The following is a 20,001-nucleotide window of genomic DNA, read 5'->3' on the forward strand; positions in this document are numbered from 1 at the left end:
ACGCAGGGGATATTGTGATCAATATAGTTGCGTGCGCAACTAGGTGTTTGCACTAATGGTTGCGCGCGCAACTATGGGAATTGATTTGACTCAGCGCTGCGGCATGTCTTTGTATGAGTAGCCTAAGCTGATGGTGGCGTCTTCTGGAATGGCTGGCATGGAAGCGTTCCAATCCTCCCAAGCCTGACGCATCTTGGCCAGGCGCTCGGGTTCACGTTTGGCAAGATTCGCGCGCTCGCGCGCGTCAAGCTGAATGTTGAACAGAAAATCGTTGCCATCCACGCGCAGGTATTTCCATGGGCCACTTCGCATGGCGCGCTGTCCCCGATGGTTCATGCGCCAGAACATCGGGCGTTCAAAAAGGGACGAGGGGTCGCGCAAAAATTTGCTGAGTGATACACCATCAAAAGGATGTGTCGGGGCTGCTTGTGCGCCACCAAGCTCAATCATGGTGGCAGACCAATCCATGGTCAAACAATGTTGCTCACTGACTGAGCCAGCTGGAATGGCTGCTGGCCAATGTGCAATCCATGGCACACGAATTCCTCCTTCGGTCAGGTCCATCTTGCCGCCAACCAAGGGCCAGTTGTCACTGAAGCGTTCGCCACCGTTGTCACTGGTAAACACAAGCAAGGTGTTCTCAAGTTGTTGTGTTTCTCGCAAGGCGTCGACGACCCAACCAATGCCTTCATCCATGTGGTGAATCATTCGACGATAGGTATGAACGTTGCCGCCATCGAGGTGAAACAGGTTGTCTTTAACCTGGTCTGCTAGATCCGCATCGTCGCGTGTTTCCCATGGCCAATGTGGCGCTGTGTAATGCAGGCTGAGGAAAAATGGCGTCCCTTCTTGGGCAGGTTTTGCCATCCGATGCACATAGTCGACGGCACGCTTGGACAATAAATCGGTCAGATAGCCTTCTTCGCTGTGTTCAGCTTCCCCAAAGTAAAGATCATGTGTGCCGTTGTTGCTGCAGTGGGTGAAGTAATCAACCCCGCCAGACATGGGGCCAAAGAATTCATCGTAACCGGATTTGATCGGGCTGAATGCAGGTGGGTAGCCCAGATGCCATTTGCCAATCAGGGCGGTGTGATAACCCGTCTCTTTCAGTAAAGAAGGAAGGCTGGGATGCTCGGGCGGTAACCCCAGTGTGGTGCTGCCTTTGCTTTTGCTGTTGATGGGCTCATCGGCTCCGCCGCGCAGTCTGTACTGGTAGCGCGCAGTCATGAGTGCAAAACGCGTGGGCGAGCATACGGGTGAATTGGCATAGCCCTCGGTCAGGCGCAAGCCGTTGGCTGCGAGTTGGTCGATCACAGGAGAGACAGGGCCAAATTCAGCCTCGCGTCCTCCATAACAGCCGAGATCAGCAAATCCGAGATCGTCAGCGACGATGAAAATGATATTGGGGCGATTCATTCTGATTCCATCCCTGTGGATTGCACGATGCGCGCATAGCGAATAGACAAATCATTCAGGCGCGTTTGAGCTGCTTTGCCTGTGAGGCCTTCATAGGCGAGGTCCAGGTTGATCAACCGCGTTTTGATGTCTGGTTGATTCAAGGCACTTCTCATGGCGTTTTGCAAAATTTGCACAACTGCATCTGGCGTTGCACTCGGCATCATCACCACATAAAGAACTTCTAGCTCTAGGTCTTTCAGGCCCAGCTCAGCGACGGTTGGAACGTCTGGCGCGAGCTTGGAGCGTTTACGACTGGTGACTGCCAGTGCGTTGATTCGTCCAGTTTTAACATGCGGCAGCATGCCAGGCGTAGCCAAGGCGCCGGCATCAACTTCGCCGGACATGACGGCAGTGACTGCGGGCGTATTGCCTTTGTAGGGGACGTGTTGAATCTTGATTTCTGCGGCATCTGTGAAGATTTCTGCGGCTAAATGACCTGGGCTGCCATTGCCTGCGCTGCTGAAATTTAAGACTTTGGATCTGCCGGCTGCGATTAAGTCCTTCATGGATTTGAACTGTCTACCCGAATAGGACCCAACCATCAAACCGGACGATGCCAACACCATGACAGGCTTGAGGTCGGCGGGCTTAAACGGCATGGCTTTGTAAATATATGGATTGACAGTGAAAGTCGTGTCAATACCGAACAAAACGGTGTAACCATCAGCTGGGCTTTTTACGACGATGTCCGCCCCCAGATTGCCGCCAGCGCCGGGTTTGTTTTCTACGATAAAGGCTTGTTTGAGGCTCGATTGCAGTGCATCAGCCATAGAGCGCGCCAAAATGTCTGCTGGCCCGCCAGGGGGGAAGTTGCTGACAAAGCGAACCGTTTTGTTCGGATATGTCGTCGTCGGTGAAGCATCCTGAGCCATGGCCGGTGCAGCAATGATGAGTAGGCCACATAGGCTGAGCCAGCATTTAGAAAATATCGTCATTTGGGGTCGTTCCTGTTTGTCATTTGTGGCAATGTATATCGCGTGCTATTTATTGATCTAATCAACTGTTCCAAGGAGTTACCCGTATGCGTGACATCACCCCCTCGCGACGTTTGGCAGGCGTTGACGATTTGCTGTTGTATCGATTGAATCGTTTGAGCGCCTCGGCAGGGGCGATGGTGGTGCGTCTATGCGAAGGCGGGCATGGCATTACGCGCCGTGAATGGCGTGTGATTGGCCTGATGAAGGAAGGGGAGGTCTTGACATCATCTGCGTTGGCAGAGCGAATTCAAATGGACAAGGCTCGAACTTCTCGATTGATCTCTGGATTGACACAGAGAGGGTTGCTCAATCGTGAGATTCCGCCGGGTAACCGACGAGAAGTGCATTTGAGTCTGACACCCGCAGGAATCAAAATCAGTCAGAATTTGATGCCACAAGTGCGAGAAATCAATCGTTCTATCCTCAGTGTTCTGACGGATGAGGAAATGGCTCAGTTAGATACGCTGATCCTTAAGCTTCAACATTCGGCAGAAGCGCTTAGCCTGACCCTGCAACCGCAGCTGCCTAAAACCCAAAGACGGCTGGGACGAGGTACCAAAGAGCGGCATTTCTAGATAGCCCCTAAAACCCGAAGGGAAGGGGCTAACCCGTACACTTACGCCCTTCATGAATGCCTACGCCGACGTCTCCCTTTTCCCCCGCAACGCCAAGCCGCTGACCAGTTACCGCAAATACTGGGCGGCCCGTTTTGGCACGGCCCCGTTTTTGCCGATGTCGCGCGAGGAAATGACACAGCTCGGCTGGGACAGCTGCGACATCATCATCGTCACGGGCGACGCTTATGTAGACCACCCGAGCTTTGGCATGTCAGTCATTGGCCGCATGTTGGAGAACCAAGGTTTTCGCGTGGGCATCATCGCCCAGCCCGACTGGCAAAGTGCCGACCCGTTCAAAGCCTTGGGCAAACCGAACCTGTTTTTTGGCGTGACCGCCGGCAACATGGATTCGATGATCAACCGCTACACCGCTGACCGCAAAATTCGCACCGACGACGCCTACACCCCAGGCGATGTGGGTGGCAAGCGCCCCGACCGCGCCGCACTGGTGTACAGCCAACGCTGCAAAGAAGCCTACAACGATGTGCCCATCGTGTTGGGTGGTATTGAAGGCTCGTTGCGCCGCATTGCGCATTACGATTACTGGTCCGACAAAGTGCGCCGCTCCATCGTGGTGGACAGCAAATGCGATTTGCTGCTGTACGGCAACGCCGAGCGCGCGATTGTGGAAATCGCCCACCGCTTGGCTGCCAAAGAGCCGGTGCAAGACATCACCGATGTGCGCGGTACCGCCTTTGTGCGTCGCGAAACGCCAGAAGGCTGGTTTGAAATTGACTCGTCCAGCATTGATGTGCCGGGCAGGGTGGAGGCCCACGTCAATCCGTATTTGATGGTGAGCGAGCAAGCCAAAGCGCAGGGTGAAACCTGTGCGCGTGAAGACGAGGCCAATGCGGTGGCGGATGCCGCCAATGCGCAGGTCGGTGCAAAAGTCATTAACTTTGTACCGAACCCAGCGTTCCAAGGCAAAGGCAAACTCAAAGTGCCTCCACGCGAGCGCAGCGTGATCCGCCTGCCCGCGTACGAACAAGTCAAGTCAGACCCCATCCTTTATGCCCACGCCAACCGCGTGCTGCACTTAGAAACCAACCCCGGCAACGCCCGTGCTTTGGTGCAAGCCCACGGCGAAGGCCATACCGCGCGTGATGTGTGGGTCAACCCACCGCCCATCCCGCTGACGACAGCAGAGATGGACCACGTGTTTGACTTGCCGTACGCGCGCAGCCCGCACCCCGCCTATGCCGACGAAAACGGTAGCCATGATGCAACCACCAAAATCCCCGCGTGGGAGATGATTCGCTTCAGCGTCAACATCATGCGCGGCTGCTTTGGGGGTTGCACGTTTTGCTCGATCACCGAGCACGAAGGCCGCATCATCCAAAGCCGCAGTGAAGAGTCGGTCATTCGCGAGATTGAAGACATCCGCGACAAAGTGTCTGGCTTCACCGGCGTCATCTCCGACCTCGGTGGCCCCACCGCCAATATGTACCGCTTGGGTTGCAAAAGCCCAGAGATTGAAGCAGCCTGCCGTAAGCCCAGCTGCGTGTACCCCGGCATTTGCCAAAACTTGGGTACCAACCACACACCGCTCATCAACATTTACCGCCGTGGGCGTGCACTCAAGGGCATCAAGAAAATCTTGATTGGCTCAGGCCTGCGTTACGACTTGGCCGTCAAGTCGCCCGAGTATGTGAAAGAGTTGGTGCAGCACCATGTGGGCGGCTACCTCAAGATTGCGCCTGAGCACACCGAAGGTGGCCCTTTGTCGAAGATGATGAAGCCCGGCATCGGCTCGTACGACCGCTTCAAAACCATGTTCGACAAGTTCAGTGAAGAAGTGGGCAAGAAGCAGTTCCTCGTGCCGTACTTCATCGCCGCCCACCCCGGCACCAGTGACGAAGACATGATGAACTTGGCCCTGTGGCTCAAGCGCAATGGCTTTCGCGCCGACCAAGTGCAAACCTTCTACCCCAGCCCCATGGCCACGGCCACGGCCATGTACCACTCAGGCCGCAATCCTTTGGGCCGAGTGACCCGTACCAGCGAGAGCGTGGACATCGTGCGCGGCGAACGCCGCCGCCGCTTGCACAAAGCCTTTTTGCGTTACCACGATGCGAACAACTGGCCTTTGTTGCGTGAAGCCTTGAAAGCCATGGGCCGCGCCGACCTGATTGGCAATGGCAAGCAGCATTTGATTCCTACGTTTCAGCCCTTGACCGATGGCGGCTACACCAGTGCGCGTCGCAAGAACAGCACGGCGACCCCCACCAAGGGTCGTGTGCTCACACAGCACACAGGTTTGCCACCACGCGTCAATGGCGCAGGCAAACCCAGCGCCAATGTTGCCAAGCGCAAACCCAACCGTTGATGAGAGACGTCTGAGCGAGAACCGCTCAGACACAGACGTATTTAACGCGTGCGCGACTTCATCGCGCGCTCCACCTCGCGCTTGCCTTCGCGGTCTTTGATGGTGTCGCGCTTGTCGTGCTCGGCTTTGCCTTTGGCCAGCGCGATTTCACATTTGATCTTGCCGTTCTTCCAGTGCAGGTTGATGGGCACGAGTGTGTGGCCTTTTTGTTCGACCTTGCTAATCAGACGTTTGATTTCGTCTTTTTTCAGCAGCAGCTTTTTCGTGCGCACATTGTCTGGGTTGACGTGGCTGGACGCTGTGTGCAGCGGGTTGATTTGGCAGCCGATCAAAAACAGCTCGCCATTGCGCACCACCACATAGCCGTCGGTGAGCTGCACTTTGCCTTCTCGGGCAGATTTGACCTCCCAGCCTTCCAGCACCATGCCTGCCTCGAACTTTTCTTCGAAGAAGTAGTTGTACGCCGCCTTTTTGTTGTCAGCGATGCGCGATTGAGTTGCAGGTTTTTTGGTAGCCATTGAGGTAATGTGGGGACGGTAGAGCTTCTTACAATGTGGACCATTCTATGAAAACCGTACACAAGTCCGTTCTTATCTGGTTCAGCGCTGAAGAAATGTTTGCGCTGGTCACCGATGTGGCCCGTTATCCCGAGTTTTTGCCTTGGTGCGACCGCGCTGCAGTGCTTGAAAATCACGCCGATGGCGCAACGGCCCAAGTGGGCATGAGCTTTGGTGGCTTTCACAAAAGCTTCACCACGCGCAACGTGCACATCGAAGGCCGTCAAGTCAAGCTAGAGCTGGTCGATGGCCCGTTCAAGCATTTGGACGGCACCTGGGATTTCCACCCGCTGCTCGACCCCAACACGCAAGAGCCGCAACGCGCTTGCCGCATTGAGCTGACCTTGAACTACGCTTTCGAGAGCATGTTTGGCGCCTTGGTGGGCCCCGTGTTCGACAAAATCGCGGCCACCTTGGTGGATGCCTTTGTGAAACGCGCAGAGCAGGTGTACGTCGCGTGAGTACCCTCAACACGCCCATTCACATCACCGTGATGTATTCGCCCGCACCCCGTGTGGTGCATGAGCGTCTGCTGTCACTCAGCGCTGGCGTGACGGTGATGCAAGCCTTGCAACAAAGCGGCTTGCTGGCTGAATGCCCAGAGATTGATTTAAGCCAACCCGATGTTTTCACCGTGTGCATTTGGGGCAAGAAGACCACGCCTACCCATGTGCTGCGCGATTTAGACCGCATAGAAATTTTCCGTCCACTGACCGTTGACCCCAAAGTTGCGAGACGTGAGCGTTTCCAAAAACAAGGCACCAGCCGCGCAGGCTTGTTCTCTAAGCGCCGCGCGGGCGCAAAGCCCGGCTACTAAGTAGCCAAACTCAGGCAAACAACCATGACACATTCTCTCTGGCCCACCTGCGGCTATTCGCTGCTCACGCCCAATGAGGCCGGCCACTTGGTGGTCACGGACGACTTTTTACGCTTTCTTTTAGAACGCCCTGAACTGACCCCCATTGCCAGCTCATGCGCCGCCGAAGTGGCGTTGCACCACAGCTTGGTAGAGCAACCACGCCGAGAAGTCACCGCGCAAGAACTGGCTGAGCTGCAAGACAAAGACGCCGCCGACAACTACGCCGTGTGGCTGCGCTTTCGCCAGCGCATCACCACGCTGCCCACCTTAGAAGCCAGCTACATCGCCTTGTTCAAAGGCGAGGGCGTGGACGTACCACCGCTGCTGGTGCAACACATCACCCACATCTTGTTGTGCCATGTTTTGGGCGAAGCGCCCACAGCCATGCAAGCACGCGCGGCCGAGATGCTGATGCACACCCAAAAAATCACCGTGCTGGAAGACGGTGCAGTGATGGCAGCAGATGATGAAACGGTTGAGCGCCACGCCACACAAAGCGGCTTTGGCTCGATTGGTGAGCTGCTCAAACAAGGCGGCATCAAACTGCGCAGCGTGGACTTGGATGTGCTCAACGAGGACAACCAAGACGCGTATTGGCCCCGTAGCGAAAGCTTTGACTGGGTGGTGAGCCTCAACCGTGGTCAGCCCGCTTTGAATGCGCTGTGTGAGGTGATGGCCAACTGGGTGCAACACTTCTTAGGTGTACAAGTGCGCATCCAAACCGAGCGCGAAATCAACGACGACCACTGGGTGTGGCATGTGGGCCTAGATGCCCAAGCCAGCGGTGTGTTGAACGACCTCTACCAAGGCAAAGAGGTGGATGCTGAACGCATGGAGCGTTTGCTGTGTTTGTTCAAGTTGGAGTTTGTTGAGCCCAACGACATGCTGGCTGAGGTGCGTGGCAAGCCAGTCTATTTGGCGATGGCGGTAGATGCCAACCAGCAGCTCAAGCTCAAGCCGCAAAATTTACTGCTGAATTTGCCTTTGGCTAAGCGTTCATGAATTAAGGCCTCTCGATAGGCCCAGCTACCGACTTGTACAAAAACACCGCACGCGTGATGTCGGTGACCCACACCAGACCATCGCCAATTTGCCCGATCTGTGCGGTGTGAACAATCAAGTCCACGATGCTGTCGCACATCTCGTCGGGCGACACAATTTCAATACGCACCTTCGGCGTGTAGTCGGTCAGCTCTTCTTTCAAGTTGGTTGGCGTGTGCAAGCTAGGGGCCGAGCAGCCTTCGGCCTTGCTCACCGTCATGCCCGGAAAGCCGGGCAGGCTACGCAACTTTTCACGCAAAGTGGGTAGCTTAGAGGGGCGAATGATGGCTTTGATTTCTTTCATGTGTTTTCCTTCACTCAAGCTTCGGGTTCTGCTTCATCGAACCAGTGATAAATCGTGGGCACCACCACCAAGGTCAGCAAGGTACAGGTGATCAGTCCACCAATCACCACAATCGCCAAGGGGCGCTGCACCTCTGAGCCGGGACCATCTGAAATCAAAAATGGAATCAAGCCCAGCATGGCGACCGTGGCGGTCATCATCACGGGGCGGAAGCGCTGGCGTGCGCCTTCGAGCACCGCGTCCTTGACCGACATGCCGCCTTCACGCAAGCTGCGGATGTAGGACACCAGCACCACACCGTTGAGCACCGCAATGCCCCACAGCGCAATGAAGCCCACAGAGGCCGGCACTGACAAATATTCGCCGGAGATGAACAAACCAATCACCCCACCCACCGACGCAAACGGCAGCACTGTGATGATCAGCGTGGCGAACTTGACCGAATTGAACAGCAAGAACAGCAAAAAGAAAATGGCCGCCACCGTGATGGGTACGATCACTTTCAAGTGGCCCAGCGCGCGCTCCATGTTTTGGAACTGGCCGCCCCATTCCAAGTAATAGCCTTCCGGCAATTTGACCTTGTCACCCACCTTGGCTTGCAGCTCTGTCACAAAGCTACCCAAGTCACGGTCTTTCACGTTGATGCCCACCACAATGCGGCGCTTGGCCATTTCACGCGAAATTTGGGCTGGACCATCCAGCACCTGAATCTTGGCCATGTCAGCCAAGCGGGCTTGGGCGCCATTCGCCGAGTTGAGGATGATGTTGGAGATGGCTTCAATGTTGTCGCGAAACCGTTCTGGCAAACGCACCACGGCAGAGAAGCGGCGCTCGCCTTCAAACACCTCTGACGCCACTTTGCCGCCAATCGCGGTTTCAATCATGTCGTTCACATCAGACACATTCAGGCCCATGCGTGCAATGGCTTGGCGGTCAATGTCAATTTGCAAATACTGCTGACCCGAGATGCGCTCCACGCGCAAGTCTTGTGCACCTTGAATGGTTTGCGCCACTTTGGCAATTTGGTTGGCTATGCGTTTGAGGTCATCCAAATCGTCGCCAAACACTTTCACCGCGATGTCTGACCGCACGCCGGTGACCATCTCGTCCACGCGGTCAGAGATAGGCTGCGCCATCACAATTTGTACGCCGGGCAAGACCTTGAGCTTGTCGTTCATGGCGTTGGTGATGTCGGTTTGGTCCCAGCCTGAAGGCCATTCGCTGCGGGGCTTCAAGCTGACGATGGGCGTGGATTCATTCACGCTTTGTGGATCCGCAGGCGATTCACCACGGCCCAAACCTGAGATGGCAGATTTGACGCCGGGCACCGTCATGACCAACTTCATGGCCTGCATTTCCATCTTGATGGATTCATTCAATGAAATATTGGGCACGCGGTTGATGCCGGGCACCACCGAGCCTTCTTTCATTTCAGGAATGAACGCCGTTCCCAAAAAGGGCAGTATCAACACCGCCAATACAAACGTGGCCAGCGACACCTGCACCGTGCGTTTTTGGTTGGACATGGCCAAGTCCAACAACTTCAAATAGCGTGACTTGAGCGCTTTGATGAGCGGTGTGTCGTGGTCGCCATCGCCCACTGGCGGCTTGAGCAAATACGAGGACAGCACAGGCGACAAAGTCATGGACAACACCAGTGACACAGCCAGCGCAATGGCAATCGTGTAGGCGAGGGGGGCAAACATCTTGCCTTCCATGCCTTGCAAAGTCATCAAGGGTAAGAACACCAAAATGATGATGCCCACGCCAAAAATAACGGGTGTGGCGACTTCCAACACGGCATTCAAAATACCGCGCACTTTGCTTTCACCCAACTCGGCCGCACGCCCCAAACGGGCGTAGGCGTTCTCCACCACCACCACCGAACCATCCACCATCAAACCAATCGCAATGGCCAAGCCTCCCAGCGACATGAGGTTGGCTGAGATGCCCAGCTTGTTCATGGCCATGAAAGTGAGCAAGGGCGTCAGCACCAAGGTGGCCACGACGATGAGCGAGGAACGCACATCACCCAAAAACAAGAACAACACAATCACCACCAACACCACGCCTTCAATCAGCACTTTGGTGACGGTCCACAGCGCGGCATCCACCAGCTCTGAGCGGTCGTAGTAGGGCACCACCTTCAAGTCATTGGGCAACATGCCGCGGTCGTTGATTTCTTTCACACGGGTTTTGATGCGACTCACCACTTCTTTGGCATTGCCACCGGTCATCATCATCACAATGCCGCCCACCGCTTCGGTGGTGCCGTTTTTGATGAGTGCGCCTTGGCGCACATCGTGACCGAGTTTGATTTCGGCCACATCACGCATGTAAACCGGCGTGCCGTTGATTTCTTTCAACACGATTTGGCCGAGGTCGTTCACGCCTTGAATCAAGCCCACGCCACGAATCAAATATTGTTCTGCCGCTTGGGGCAGCACGCCACCACCAGAGTTGGCGTTGTTGCGCGACACGGCGTCGTACACCTCTGACAAACTGATTTTGTAATGGCGCAAACGCTCGGGGTTCACCAGCACGTGGTACTGCTTGACGTAGCCACCTTGCGAGTTGATTTCGGCCACGCCAGGAATCGATCGCAGCAAGGGGCGCAGCACCCAGTCTTGCACCACCCGGCGTTGGGTGAGCTCTTCTTCGCTCAGTTCACGGTTGCCATCGTTGGTATGTTCTAACGTGTATTGATACACCTCACCCAAGCCAGAAGACACGGGCCCCAACACAGGGGTGATGCCTGCGGGCAAGCGCTGGCCCACCTCCATCAAACGCTCCATCACCAACTGACGCGCAAAGTAAACGCTGGTGCTGTCGGTGAACACCAAGGTGATGAGCGACAAGCCGGGCTTGTTGAGCGAGCGCAGCTCGGTCAAACCGGGCAAGCCCGTCATGGCGACTTCGATGGGGACGGTGGCGAACCGCTCAACCTCTTCCGGCGAGCGCCCAGGCGCTTCGGTGGCGATCTGCACTTGGACGTTGGTCACGTCAGGAAAAGCGTCGACCGAGAGTTTGGTGGCCGCATGCAAGCCAAAGAACAAAAAGACAACGGCAATGACGCAGACCACCAAGCGCTGCTTGAGTGCAGCGCGAACGAGAGATTCCAACATGGTGCTTAGCCCCCGTTTTCCATCTCAGCGAGATTGCGATGGTTGTTCAAATGGAACGCACCTTCTGAGACGATGCGCATGCCTGGCTTGAGGCCTTCCAACACCACGCGCTGGCCGTTTTGTTCGGCGGCGAGTTTGACGGGTATGAGGCGGAAGTAGTTGTTGGACTCTTCCACAAACACATGGTCCACCTCGTCTTGTCGAACCACCGCTGTGATGGGCACCACCACGCGCGGCACAGGTGCGGACTCGATCAGCATGGAGGCCAGCATGGATGGCTTGAGGCGACCACTGGTGTTGTCTAACTCGGTGCGAACCAGTACGGTGCGGGTATCCGGATTGACGGTTTGGCCCACATAAATGAGTTTGCCCACCAGTTTTTCGTTGGCCAATGCGGGCACTTCAATGCTGACCGATTGACCCACTTTGACTTGGCTCACTTGCTGCTCGGGCACTTGGGCCACGGCCCACACACGGCTCAAGTCGGCAACAGCAAACAACACATCTGACGGCTGCACCACTTGGCCGGCTGCGATTTTTCGCTCAACCACCACGCCTTTGATGGTGGCCACCACGCTGGCCACAGAGTCGATGGTGCCGGTTGATGCCAGACGCTCGATGGCTTTGGCGCTCACGCCCAGCACGCGCAATTGATCTTGGGCTGCGCGCGTTTCTGCCGAGGCAATTTCGTATTCGTTTTCACGACGTTGTAGTTCGGCTGCGCTGATGACGTCTGCGTCAAACAGCGTTTTGGCGCGCTCCACATTGCGGCGATGCAGCTCTTTTTCTGAGCGTGCTTTGAGGTAAGCCAGCTGAGAACCAGAGAGTTCACTGCTGTTGATCAAGGCCAGTGTGTCGCCCTTGTTCACCACGTGGCCCAGCTGTGCATGAATTTGAGTCACACGGCCTGTGACACTGGCGCCAATGCGGGTGAGGGCTTGTTCATCAAAGTCAATTTGGCCCGCCACGCGCAGCGTGTCAGACAACTCGTGGCTGACCACTTCAGCGACTTGAATTTGCGCTTTCAAGCTTTCAGGCGCAAACACGCGCATGGCATCGCTCTCGGTACTGGTGGCTTCTTGCACCGTGGCTTTTTTACAAGCCGACAAAGCCAAGACGCTACACAACAGCACGCCTGTCAGCGTGCGCAATGTGAGATGGTTGAAATGCATGAAAACCTTTTTTGTTATTGGGCACTTGCGCGCAGGCGTTCAATTTCGGCCCATGCCCCTGCCAGTTCAAACTGTGCAGTGATGAGTTCGTTACGTGCAGCGCGGTACACGCGCTGTGCATCCATCACGTCAAGAAAGCTCTTCTCTCCCGCTTTGTAGGCCAACTCTGCGATGCGCAGTGCGTTGGCTGCATGGCGCACGATGCCGCCTTCCAGTGCCACCACTTGGGCATTGGCAATGTCGTATTGCTGGTAAGCCGCTTCAAGCGATTGCAGCAGTGAAAATTCTTGATAGGCCAGCTGGTTGTCTGTTTGCGAGAGCTTGGCGGCAGCTTCCCCCACAGGGCCTCCACGCCAGTCCCACAGTGGGAGATTCATCGCCACGCCGATGCGTTTGCTGCGCCACTCAGGATCTTGGTCCTGATCTGCACGCAGCGCAAATTTAGGAAAGCGCAAAGCTTTTTCTTCGCTCAGCTTGCGATCGAGTTGTTGTCGTTCTGCGCGTGTGCGTTGCAGTTCTGGGTTGGTTTTCAGCACTTCGTCACGTACTTCGTTGAGGGGAGAGGGGGGGGCAAAGGTGTGGGTTTGCTCTTGTACTTCAAAGCTCTCGGGCAATTGCAGGCCCACCAAGGCGCGTAAGGCGCCACGTGCTTGACGCACACGCAAGCCTGCAGACTCTTGCATTTTTTGCGCGTTCAGCAATTCGGCGTTGGCTTTGACCAGTTCAAACCGTGCCTTCTCGCCCGTTTCCACTTGCAGGGCTATGCGTTTGTGGATGCCTTCCATCAACTTCACGTCTTCTGCCGCTACGCGGTTTTCAGCTGTGCGGCGCACCAAATCGTAGTAACGCAAGCGCAACTGGGCACGCATGTCAGCCCTGAACGATTGTTCGTTGGCTTGTGCCGCGGAGTAGCCAGCTAACGCGCCGTCCACACGTGGAAAACGATGCCAAGGCATGTCCAAGTCTTGGGTGATGCTGATGGATTTGACATTGCCATTGACAGCGCCAGTCGTGCTGTCTGGGCGTGGCTTGCGCGTGCCATTCATCACTTCAATTTGTGGGTTCGGTATCGTGCGTGCTGTGTCCACTGCGGCGCGTGCCGCATCGACCGCATTGCTTGCCCCACGCAAGGCAGGGCTTTGGTTGAACATCATGCTTTCTAAGTCAGGCAAACTGAATTTTGCAGATTCAGCGAAAGCCAAATTGCAAAATGTGGCAGTGATGCAAAGCAGCAGGGCAGTTAGTTGTTTTTTAGGATGCGATGTCAAACGAATCACCTTCATACGAAGTTTGCAAATGTTGAAAGTTATTGTCGTTCAAGGCCAAATGCCATCGGGTCTTTAAGGAATAAAGCGTGTGTAAAGTAACCGGTGCGCTGTATACAAGCTGTGTTTACCCCTTACGTACAATGCTGTTTTTGGAGCCATCACCATGCGCCTTCTCGGCAAAGCCCTCACCTTCGACGACGTGTTGTTGGTGCCAGCCTTCTCCCAAGTCCTGCCCAAGGACACGTCGCTTGCGACCCAATTCACCCGCAACATTCGCCTGAACTTGCCCTTGGTCTCTGCGGCCATGGACACCGTGACCGAAGCGCGTCTGGCCATTGCCATCGCGCAAGAAGGCGGCATTGGCATCGTGCACAAAAACCTCACCGCGCAAGAGCAAGCGGCCCAAGTGGCCAAGGTCAAGCGCTATGAATCCGGCGTGTTGCGCGACCCTGTGGTCATCACCCCCGAAACCACCGTGCGCCAAGTCATGGCGCTGTCTGAAGAGCTGGGCGTGTCTGGCTTCCCCGTGTGCGACGGCGGCAAAGTGGTGGGTATCGTCACCGGCCGCGATTTGCGCTTTGAGACCCGCTACGACCAACGTGTCAGCGAAATCATGACGCCGCGTGAGCGCCTGATCACCGTGCCCGAAGGCACCACGCCTGAGCAAGCCAAGCATTTGTTGAACAAGCACAAGCTGGAACGCTTGCTGGTCGTCAACGACGCGTTTGAGCTGAAGGGCCTCATCACCGTCAAAGACATCACCAAACAACTCAACTTCCCCAATGCCGCACGCGACGCCGCAGGCAAGCTGCGCGTGGGCGCGGCTGTGGGTGTGGGTGAGGGCACTGAAGAACGTGTCGAGGCACTGTCTCGCGCTGGTGTGGACGCCATCGTGGTCGACACCGCACACGGCCACAGCAAAGGCGTGATCGAGCGCGTGCGTTGGGTCAAACAAAACTACCCCCACATCGAAGTCATCGGCGGCAACATCGCCACGGGCGCTGCGGCTTTGGCCTTGGTTGAGGCGGGCGCGGACGGCGTCAAGGTCGGCATTGGCCCCGGGTCGATTTGCACCACCCGCATCGTGGCGGGCGTGGGCGTGCCGCAAATCATGGCGGTGGACAGCGTGGCCACGGCCCTCAAAGGCACGGGCGTTCCCCTGATCGCTGACGGCGGTATCCGCTACAGCGGCGACATCGCCAAAGCGATTGCCGCAGGCGCAGGCACCGTGATGATGGGCGGCATGTTTGCCGGCACCGAAGAGGCCCCCGGAGAAATCGTGTTGTTCCAGGGCCGTAGCTACAAAAGCTACCGCGGCATGGGCTCCATAGGTGCCATGCAGCAAGGCAGTGCAGACCGCTACTTCCAGGAGTCGAGCACCGGCAACCCCAACGCCGACAAACTGGTGCCCGAAGGCATCGAAGGCCGCGTGCCCTACAAAGGCTCGGTCGTCTCCATCATTTATCAGATGGCCGGCGGCTTGCGCGCCAGCATGGGTTACTGCGGCTGCGCCACCATCGAAGCCATGCACGAAGAGTCTCAGTTCGTGGAAATCACGGCTGCGGGCATTCGTGAAAGCCATGTGCACGACGTGCAGATCACCAAAGAAGCGCCGAACTACCGCGCCGAATAAAGGCTTTGCAAGCGCGGAACACGCGCGATGCATTGTTTTGAGCCCCTACACAAGCCACCCTTCGGGGTGGCTTTGTTTTTTGAGACAATAACGACCTAGGCCACTTGACGGCCCTTTTTTATTTATGTCGCACCAAAAAATCCTCATCCTCGATTTCGGCTCTCAAGTCACCCAACTCATCGCTCGCCGCGTGCGCGAAGCCCATGTGTTTTGTGAAGTCCATCCTTGCGACGTGACCAGCGACTGGGTGCGCGAGTACGCCAAAGACGGCAACCTGAAGGGCATCATCCTGTCGGGCAGCCACGCCAGCGTGTACGAGGTAGACGACCGCGCCCCTGACGCCGTGTTTGAGCTGGGTTTGCCCGTGTTGGGCATTTGCTACGGCATGCAAACCATGGCCACCCAGCTGGGAGGCAAGGTGGAGGCGGGCACCACACGCGAATTTGGCTACGCCGAAGTGCGCGCCCACGGCCACACATCGTTGCTGAAAGATATTGAAGACTTCAACACGCCCGAAGGCCACGGCATGCTGAAAGTGTGGATGAGCCACGGCGACAAAGTGACCCAGCTGCCTGAAGGCTTCAAGGTCATGGCCTCGACACCAGCTTGCCCCATCGCCGGTATGGCCGACGAGGCGCGCAAGTTTTACGCGGTGCAGTTCCACCCCGAAGTCACGCACACGGTGCAAGGGCAAGCCTTGTTGAACCGATTTGTGCTGGATATTTGCGGCACACGCCCCGACTGGATCATGGGTGACTACATCGAAGAAGCGGTGGCTGCGATTCGCAAACAAGTGGGTGACGAAGAAGTTATCTTGGGCCTGTCGGGTGGTGTGGATTCGTCCGTGGCCGCAGCCCTGATTCACCGTGCCATTGGCGACAAACTCACTTGCGTGTTTGTGGACCACGGCTTGTTGCGCCTGAACGAAGGCGACATGGTGATGGACATGTTTGTGGGCAAGCTGCACGCGCACGTCATTCGTGTGGATGCCAGCGACCTGTTCTTGGGCAAATTGGCGGGCGTGAGCGAGCCAGAGGCCAAACGCAAAATCATCGGCGGCTTGTTTGTGGACGTGTTCAAAGAACAAGCGGCCAAGCTCAAAGCGGGCGATGGTGGGCATAAAGGCGCTACCTTCTTGGCCCAAGGCACGATTTACCCCGACGTGATTGAAAGCGGCGGCGCCAAGAGCAAAAAAGCCGTCACCATCAAGAGCCACCACAACGTGGGCGGCTTGCCTGAGCAATTGGGCTTGAAGCTCTTGGAGCCATTGCGCGAATTGTTCAAAGACGAAGTGCGCGAATTGGGCGTGGCCTTGGGTCTGCCACACGACATGGTGTACCGCCATCCATTCCCAGGTCCAGGCTTGGGCGTGCGCATTTTGGGTGAAGTGAAAAAGGAATACGCCGACTTGCTGCGCCGTGCCGACGCCATCTTCATTGAAGAACTGCACAACTTCACAGACGAAGCCACAGGCAAATCTTGGTACGCCTTGACCAGCCAAGCCTTCACCGTGTTCTTGCCCGTCAAGAGCGTGGGCGTGATGGGCGATGGCCGCACGTATGACTACGTGGTGGCCTTGCGCGCCGTGCAAACCAGCGACTTCATGACCGCAGACTGGGCCGAGTTGCCTTATGCGTTGCTCAAGAAAGTGTCGGGCCGCATCATCAACGAAGTGCGTGGCATCAACCGAGTGACCTACGACGTGTCCTCAAAACCACCGGCCACAATCGAGTGGGAGTAGTAACAAGGCTTGAAACCCGCATAAACACTGGGTTTCAATGTTTCACAAAAGTTACACGCAGGCTATAAAAGGCTTGCGATTGCTGGGCAGGTGCAGTAAAGTTGCACGAAATGTTGCACACGGGTGTTGCAATTAAAAAACGTAAACTTTACGCACTGCAAGCATGGTTGTAAAAAAGAAAAACTTTAGCGAGAAGTTAGAGGAAGAGCTGATACTGGACGATGCGCTTTTATACAAACGCGGCGACTACTATCACGTGCGCTTTTGGCTGGCAAATGATAAAAAATACGCACGATTTAGCTTAAAAACAAAGAATAAAACACTTGCAATAGACAAAGCACGTAAGCACTATTACGAGATAAAAGTACTGGAAACGCAGGGGAAAAAATACTACAGCATAACTAATGCTGATGGTGTTGATATGTACTTAGAGAAGCGATGGGAAGATTACAAGCGCGGCGCGATTGTTGAGGGTAGATACAAAACAATTAAGACGCATTTAGCGCACTGGCTTGAGTACATTGGAAAAGATGGAAAGCTGAAAGAGCTTGAGCGAACAGACTGCGAAGGCTACTTTTACGCACGTACACAAGGGCATCAGAAAGCATCCCTTAACGCTGCACATACAACAGCACTAAATGAACAAAGCACAATTAATGCAATGATAAGTTGGCTACACAAACGTAGTGAAACTTATATTGATGGGTTTGATTTTGCTAAAGTTAAAGCACAAGATAAAGGCGATTACGCTAACAGACGAGGCATATTTACAGATACAGAAATTGATGCAATTAAAGATTTATTAAAGAATAAGATAAAAAAATTAAAGCACGAATTAGATAAAGATAACAATGCAACTACGTACGTTGCATTATGCTTTATTGGGTTGCTACTTATTACTGGAATGCGTAGAGGTGAACTGCTTAAATTAAAGTGGAGCAGAATACGTTTTGTTAATGAAGTAAGGGAAGTAACAAGTAAGAAAGGTGCAAAGGATGATTTGTTTACTATTACTGTGGATGGTAAGACAAGTAAGGTAAACAGAACGCGAGCTTTTGTAATTAAGGATGATTGTTTTGTTGATGCATTAGCTTTTTATTGTAAGAAGTTTAGTGCTGATAGATTGGGTTTTGAAGATAAGTTAAATGAACGATTAGATGGTGATGAGCTATACAAAATGCTTGGAGATAGGCTAGTTGGTAGCTTGAATGGTAAGACTGAATTTAGAGAGCAAACGTTGCATACTGGCATTCCCCCAAATCAGTAGACAAATATGATGTCAAAACTGAAATGGAGAATTGCAAATGCAACGAGCGAAATATGCCCCTGAGTTCAAAGACGAGGCAGTCAAACAAGTCATCGATAAAGGCCACTCGGTTGTCGATGTAGCCAAGCGACTAGGCATTGCTGAAGGTGTTCTGTACACGTGGGTCAGTAAGTTCAAAAAGGCTGATGAACCATCTACCAACGATCTAAAGGTGCTGCAAGCCGAGATGGCCAAGCTCAAGGCTGAGCTAAGACGCACTACCGAGGAGCGCGATATCCTAAAAAAGGCCGCCGCGTACTTTGCAAAGCAGTCCGGGTGAAGTACGCATTTATTCAAGCCCACCGATCCGAATTCAAACTCACCAGCATGTGCCGCGTTCTCAAAGTTCACCGCAGCGGCTACTACGCTTGGCTGCATGAGCCGCTCTCAGCAAGGGCAAGAGCCAATGAGGTGTTGACGGCAAAGATCAAAGAGTTCTACGACCAGAGCATGGGCATCTACGGCAGTCCGCGCATCTTCTGTGACCTGCGTGAAGCTGGCGTGGCTTGTAGCGAAAACCGTGTGGCGCGGCTGATGCGTGTGGCTCAAATCAAATCAGTTCGAGGCTACAAACGCCCTAGGTACAAAGTGGGCAAGCCTTCATTGGTTGCGCCCAACCAGTTGCAGCGCCAGTTCCAACACGACGAACCCGACCAAGCTTGGGTGACGGACATCACGTATATCCGCACACATGAAGGGTGGCTGTATTTGGCGGCTGTACTAGATTTGCATTCGCGTGCGGTGGTGGGATGGAGTATGGGCCCACGCATGCAGACGAGCTTGGTGCTGGATGCATTGACGATGGCGGTGTGGCGCAGAAGGCCAAAGGACTCAGTGATCATCCATTCTGACCAGGGTAGCCAATTTGGCAGCGATGAGTTCAACCGCTGGTGCAAAGACAACCGACTGAGCCCGAGCATGAGCCGTCGAGGCAACTGCTGGGATAACGCGGTTGCTGAATCGTTCTTCAGTAATTTGAAGAGCGAACAAATCAAGAAGCGGATTTACCAAACTCGGGCTGAAGCTAAGTCGGACATCTTCGATTACATCGAGGGTTTCTACAATCGAGTTCGACGCCATAAGCACCTCGATCAACTCAGCCCCTATGAGTTCGAGCGGCAGCGTCAAACTGCGCTATGAAAAGTGTCTAGAGGTTTGGGGGAATGCCAAGGACGTTACTTACAGTGCTGAAGATTACATTAATGGCAACTACGGCAAAGCTGTTGTTGAGTTAATGTCACCGTTGGCTAAGCACTTTTTAGGTTTGACAGGTTGGGAACATGTTGAGCTTGATTTACAAGAGCTTGTTTGGTTAGCAACTGTTGTTGCACACATTAATTTAACTGATGAACAAGCAAAGAACAAGTTAACAGATACACAAATTAGCGCGATTTGTACTGGTATTGCAATGCGTTACGCACAGATTGAGTACGGTAAACAGTTTACTAATGAACTGTTGCAGCTGCTTTTAAGCAGGTACAACGTGCGGTACAAAGAGTACAAAGAGCTTTGGACTAGGGCGCTTGAGACTAAAGAAATTGGAGCATTTTCTACACATGCATTTGAATAAGTGCAGGATGGCGATGTTACGAGCCTTGGCTACGTTGAGCACTACAC

General features: G+C 54.7%; 17 protein-coding genes. 10 read left to right on the plus strand and 7 right to left on the minus strand.

Annotation, left to right across the window (positions count from 1 at the left end):
* Positions 1-90 precede the first annotated feature (90 nt).
* Together B9Z44_RS13950 and B9Z44_RS13955 are read right to left on the minus strand one after the other, a co-directional pair.
* Positions 91-1,416, minus strand: a complete 1,326-nt coding sequence (locus tag B9Z44_RS13950) for a sulfatase family protein (protein WP_108358609.1) — start codon at positions 1,414-1,416, stop codon at positions 91-93.
* Entirely contained in the window at positions 1,413-2,228 is an 816-nt protein-coding gene (locus B9Z44_RS13955; RefSeq protein WP_245912823.1) for a tripartite tricarboxylate transporter substrate binding protein, read from the minus strand. Before B9Z44_RS13955 ends, B9Z44_RS13950 begins: the two co-directional genes overlap by 4 nt.
* A gap of 251 nt (positions 2,229-2,479) precedes the next feature.
* Here B9Z44_RS13955 and B9Z44_RS13960 point away from each other — a divergent pair, with 251 nt between their 5' ends.
* Together B9Z44_RS13960 and B9Z44_RS13965 are read left to right on the plus strand one after the other, a co-directional pair.
* Complete coding sequence (locus B9Z44_RS13960) at positions 2,480-3,010, plus strand: MarR family winged helix-turn-helix transcriptional regulator (RefSeq protein WP_108358611.1); 531 nt, start codon at positions 2,480-2,482, stop codon at positions 3,008-3,010.
* Positions 3,011-3,062: 52 nt separating this feature from the next.
* Entirely contained in the window at positions 3,063-5,378 is a 2,316-nt protein-coding gene (locus B9Z44_RS13965) for a YgiQ family radical SAM protein (protein ID WP_108402709.1), read from the plus strand.
* A 41-nt stretch (positions 5,379-5,419) separates the two neighbouring features.
* On the opposite strand, the gene smpB is transcribed toward B9Z44_RS13965, so the two are convergent.
* Entirely contained in the window at positions 5,420-5,896 is a 477-nt protein-coding gene (gene smpB / locus B9Z44_RS13970) for an SsrA-binding protein SmpB (RefSeq protein ID WP_108402710.1), read from the minus strand.
* A gap of 47 nt (positions 5,897-5,943) precedes the next feature.
* Here smpB and B9Z44_RS13975 point away from each other — a divergent pair, with 47 nt between their 5' ends.
* Genes B9Z44_RS13975 through B9Z44_RS13985 form a run of 3 tightly spaced genes read left to right on the plus strand, consistent with a single transcriptional unit; the run spans position 5,944 to position 7,796 of the window.
* The gene (locus B9Z44_RS13975; protein WP_108402711.1) at positions 5,944-6,396 is read left to right on the plus strand and encodes a type II toxin-antitoxin system RatA family toxin; all 453 of its coding nucleotides are present in this window, start codon (positions 5,944-5,946) and stop codon (positions 6,394-6,396) included.
* Positions 6,393-6,752, plus strand: coding sequence for an RnfH family protein (locus B9Z44_RS13980; protein ID WP_245912824.1), 360 nt, complete (start codon positions 6,393-6,395; stop codon positions 6,750-6,752). The genes B9Z44_RS13975 and B9Z44_RS13980 overlap by 4 nt, the downstream gene beginning before the upstream one ends.
* A gap of 24 nt (positions 6,753-6,776) precedes the next feature.
* Positions 6,777-7,796, plus strand: coding sequence for a DUF6352 family protein (locus B9Z44_RS13985; protein ID WP_108402712.1), 1,020 nt, complete (start codon positions 6,777-6,779; stop codon positions 7,794-7,796).
* Position 7,797: 1 nt separating this feature from the next.
* Here B9Z44_RS13985 and B9Z44_RS13990 read toward each other — a convergent pair whose 3' ends face one another.
* The 4 genes from B9Z44_RS13990 to B9Z44_RS14005 are packed head-to-tail and all read right to left on the minus strand — an operon-like array spanning position 7,798 to position 13,590.
* Positions 7,798-8,139 (minus strand): P-II family nitrogen regulator, encoded by a 342-nt coding sequence (locus tag B9Z44_RS13990; RefSeq protein WP_108358616.1) that lies wholly within the window; start codon positions 8,137-8,139, stop codon positions 7,798-7,800.
* A gap of 14 nt (positions 8,140-8,153) precedes the next feature.
* Entirely contained in the window at positions 8,154-11,264 is a 3,111-nt protein-coding gene (locus tag B9Z44_RS13995) for an efflux RND transporter permease subunit (protein ID WP_108358617.1), read from the minus strand.
* Between the two features lie 5 nt (positions 11,265-11,269).
* A complete protein-coding gene (locus B9Z44_RS14000) occupies positions 11,270-12,436 on the minus strand; it encodes an efflux RND transporter periplasmic adaptor subunit (protein WP_108358618.1) in 1,167 nt (388 codons plus the stop codon).
* A gap of 14 nt (positions 12,437-12,450) precedes the next feature.
* Entirely contained in the window at positions 12,451-13,590 is a 1,140-nt protein-coding gene (locus tag B9Z44_RS14005) for a TolC family protein (protein ID WP_170108505.1), read from the minus strand.
* Positions 13,591-13,867: 277 nt separating this feature from the next.
* Between B9Z44_RS14005 and guaB the strand changes: the two genes are divergently transcribed.
* From guaB to B9Z44_RS14030, 5 genes are all read left to right on the plus strand, one after another.
* A complete protein-coding gene (gene guaB, locus B9Z44_RS14010; RefSeq protein WP_108402714.1) occupies positions 13,868-15,337 on the plus strand; it encodes an IMP dehydrogenase in 1,470 nt (489 codons plus the stop codon).
* A gap of 124 nt (positions 15,338-15,461) precedes the next feature.
* Complete coding sequence (guaA, locus tag B9Z44_RS14015; RefSeq protein WP_104798640.1) at positions 15,462-17,078, plus strand: glutamine-hydrolyzing GMP synthase; 1,617 nt, start codon at positions 15,462-15,464, stop codon at positions 17,076-17,078.
* A gap of 163 nt (positions 17,079-17,241) precedes the next feature.
* Positions 17,242-18,345 carry a tyrosine-type recombinase/integrase gene (locus tag B9Z44_RS14020; RefSeq protein ID WP_108402715.1) on the plus strand — a complete coding sequence of 368 codons (1,104 nt, stop codon included), beginning with the start codon at positions 17,242-17,244 and terminating at the stop codon, positions 18,343-18,345.
* Between the two features lie 37 nt (positions 18,346-18,382).
* Positions 18,383-19,524, plus strand: a protein-coding gene (locus B9Z44_RS14025; RefSeq protein ID WP_211308669.1) for an IS3 family transposase whose coding sequence is annotated in 2 segments (ribosomal slippage) — positions 18,383-18,629 and positions 18,629-19,524 — 1,143 coding nt in all. Because the reading frame shifts where the segments join, the coding sequence is not laid out codon by codon here.
* The gene (locus B9Z44_RS14030; RefSeq protein WP_108402716.1) at positions 19,490-19,954 is read left to right on the plus strand and encodes a hypothetical protein; all 465 of its coding nucleotides are present in this window, start codon (positions 19,490-19,492) and stop codon (positions 19,952-19,954) included. The genes B9Z44_RS14025 and B9Z44_RS14030 overlap by 35 nt, the downstream gene beginning before the upstream one ends.
* The last annotated feature ends 47 nt before the right edge of the window (positions 19,955-20,001 follow it).

The sequence above is a fragment of the Limnohabitans curvus genome (assembly GCF_003063475.1).
GTDB lineage: Bacteria > Pseudomonadota > Gammaproteobacteria > Burkholderiales > Burkholderiaceae_C > Limnohabitans > Limnohabitans curvus.

Coding starts and splice junctions, on each gene's coding strand:
- B9Z44_RS13985 (WP_108402712.1), top strand. CDS start 6,777: ATGACACATTCTCTCTGGCCCACCTGCGGCTATTCGCTGCTCACGCCC.
- B9Z44_RS14005 (WP_170108505.1), bottom strand. CDS start 13,590: ATGATGTTCAACCAAAGCCCTGCCTTGCGTGGGGCAAGCAATGCGGTC.
- smpB (WP_108402710.1), bottom strand. CDS start 5,896: ATGGCTACCAAAAAACCTGCAACTCAATCGCGCATCGCTGACAACAAA.
- B9Z44_RS13965 (WP_108402709.1), top strand. CDS start 3,063: ATGAATGCCTACGCCGACGTCTCCCTTTTCCCCCGCAACGCCAAGCCG.
- B9Z44_RS13950 (WP_108358609.1), bottom strand. CDS start 1,416: ATGAATCGCCCCAATATCATTTTCATCGTCGCTGACGATCTCGGATTT.
- B9Z44_RS13955 (WP_245912823.1), bottom strand. CDS start 2,228: ATGGCTGATGCACTGCAATCGAGCCTCAAACAAGCCTTTATCGTAGAA.
- guaA (WP_104798640.1), top strand. CDS start 15,462: ATGTCGCACCAAAAAATCCTCATCCTCGATTTCGGCTCTCAAGTCACC.
- B9Z44_RS14020 (WP_108402715.1), top strand. CDS start 17,242: ATGGTTGTAAAAAAGAAAAACTTTAGCGAGAAGTTAGAGGAAGAGCTG.
- B9Z44_RS13995 (WP_108358617.1), bottom strand. CDS start 11,264: ATGTTGGAATCTCTCGTTCGCGCTGCACTCAAGCAGCGCTTGGTGGTC.
- guaB (WP_108402714.1), top strand. CDS start 13,868: ATGCGCCTTCTCGGCAAAGCCCTCACCTTCGACGACGTGTTGTTGGTG.
- B9Z44_RS13975 (WP_108402711.1), top strand. CDS start 5,944: ATGAAAACCGTACACAAGTCCGTTCTTATCTGGTTCAGCGCTGAAGAA.
- B9Z44_RS13960 (WP_108358611.1), top strand. CDS start 2,480: ATGCGTGACATCACCCCCTCGCGACGTTTGGCAGGCGTTGACGATTTG.
- B9Z44_RS14000 (WP_108358618.1), bottom strand. CDS start 12,436: ATGCATTTCAACCATCTCACATTGCGCACGCTGACAGGCGTGCTGTTG.
- B9Z44_RS13990 (WP_108358616.1), bottom strand. CDS start 8,139: ATGAAAGAAATCAAAGCCATCATTCGCCCCTCTAAGCTACCCACTTTG.
- B9Z44_RS14030 (WP_108402716.1), top strand. CDS start 19,490: ATGAGTTCGAGCGGCAGCGTCAAACTGCGCTATGAAAAGTGTCTAGAG.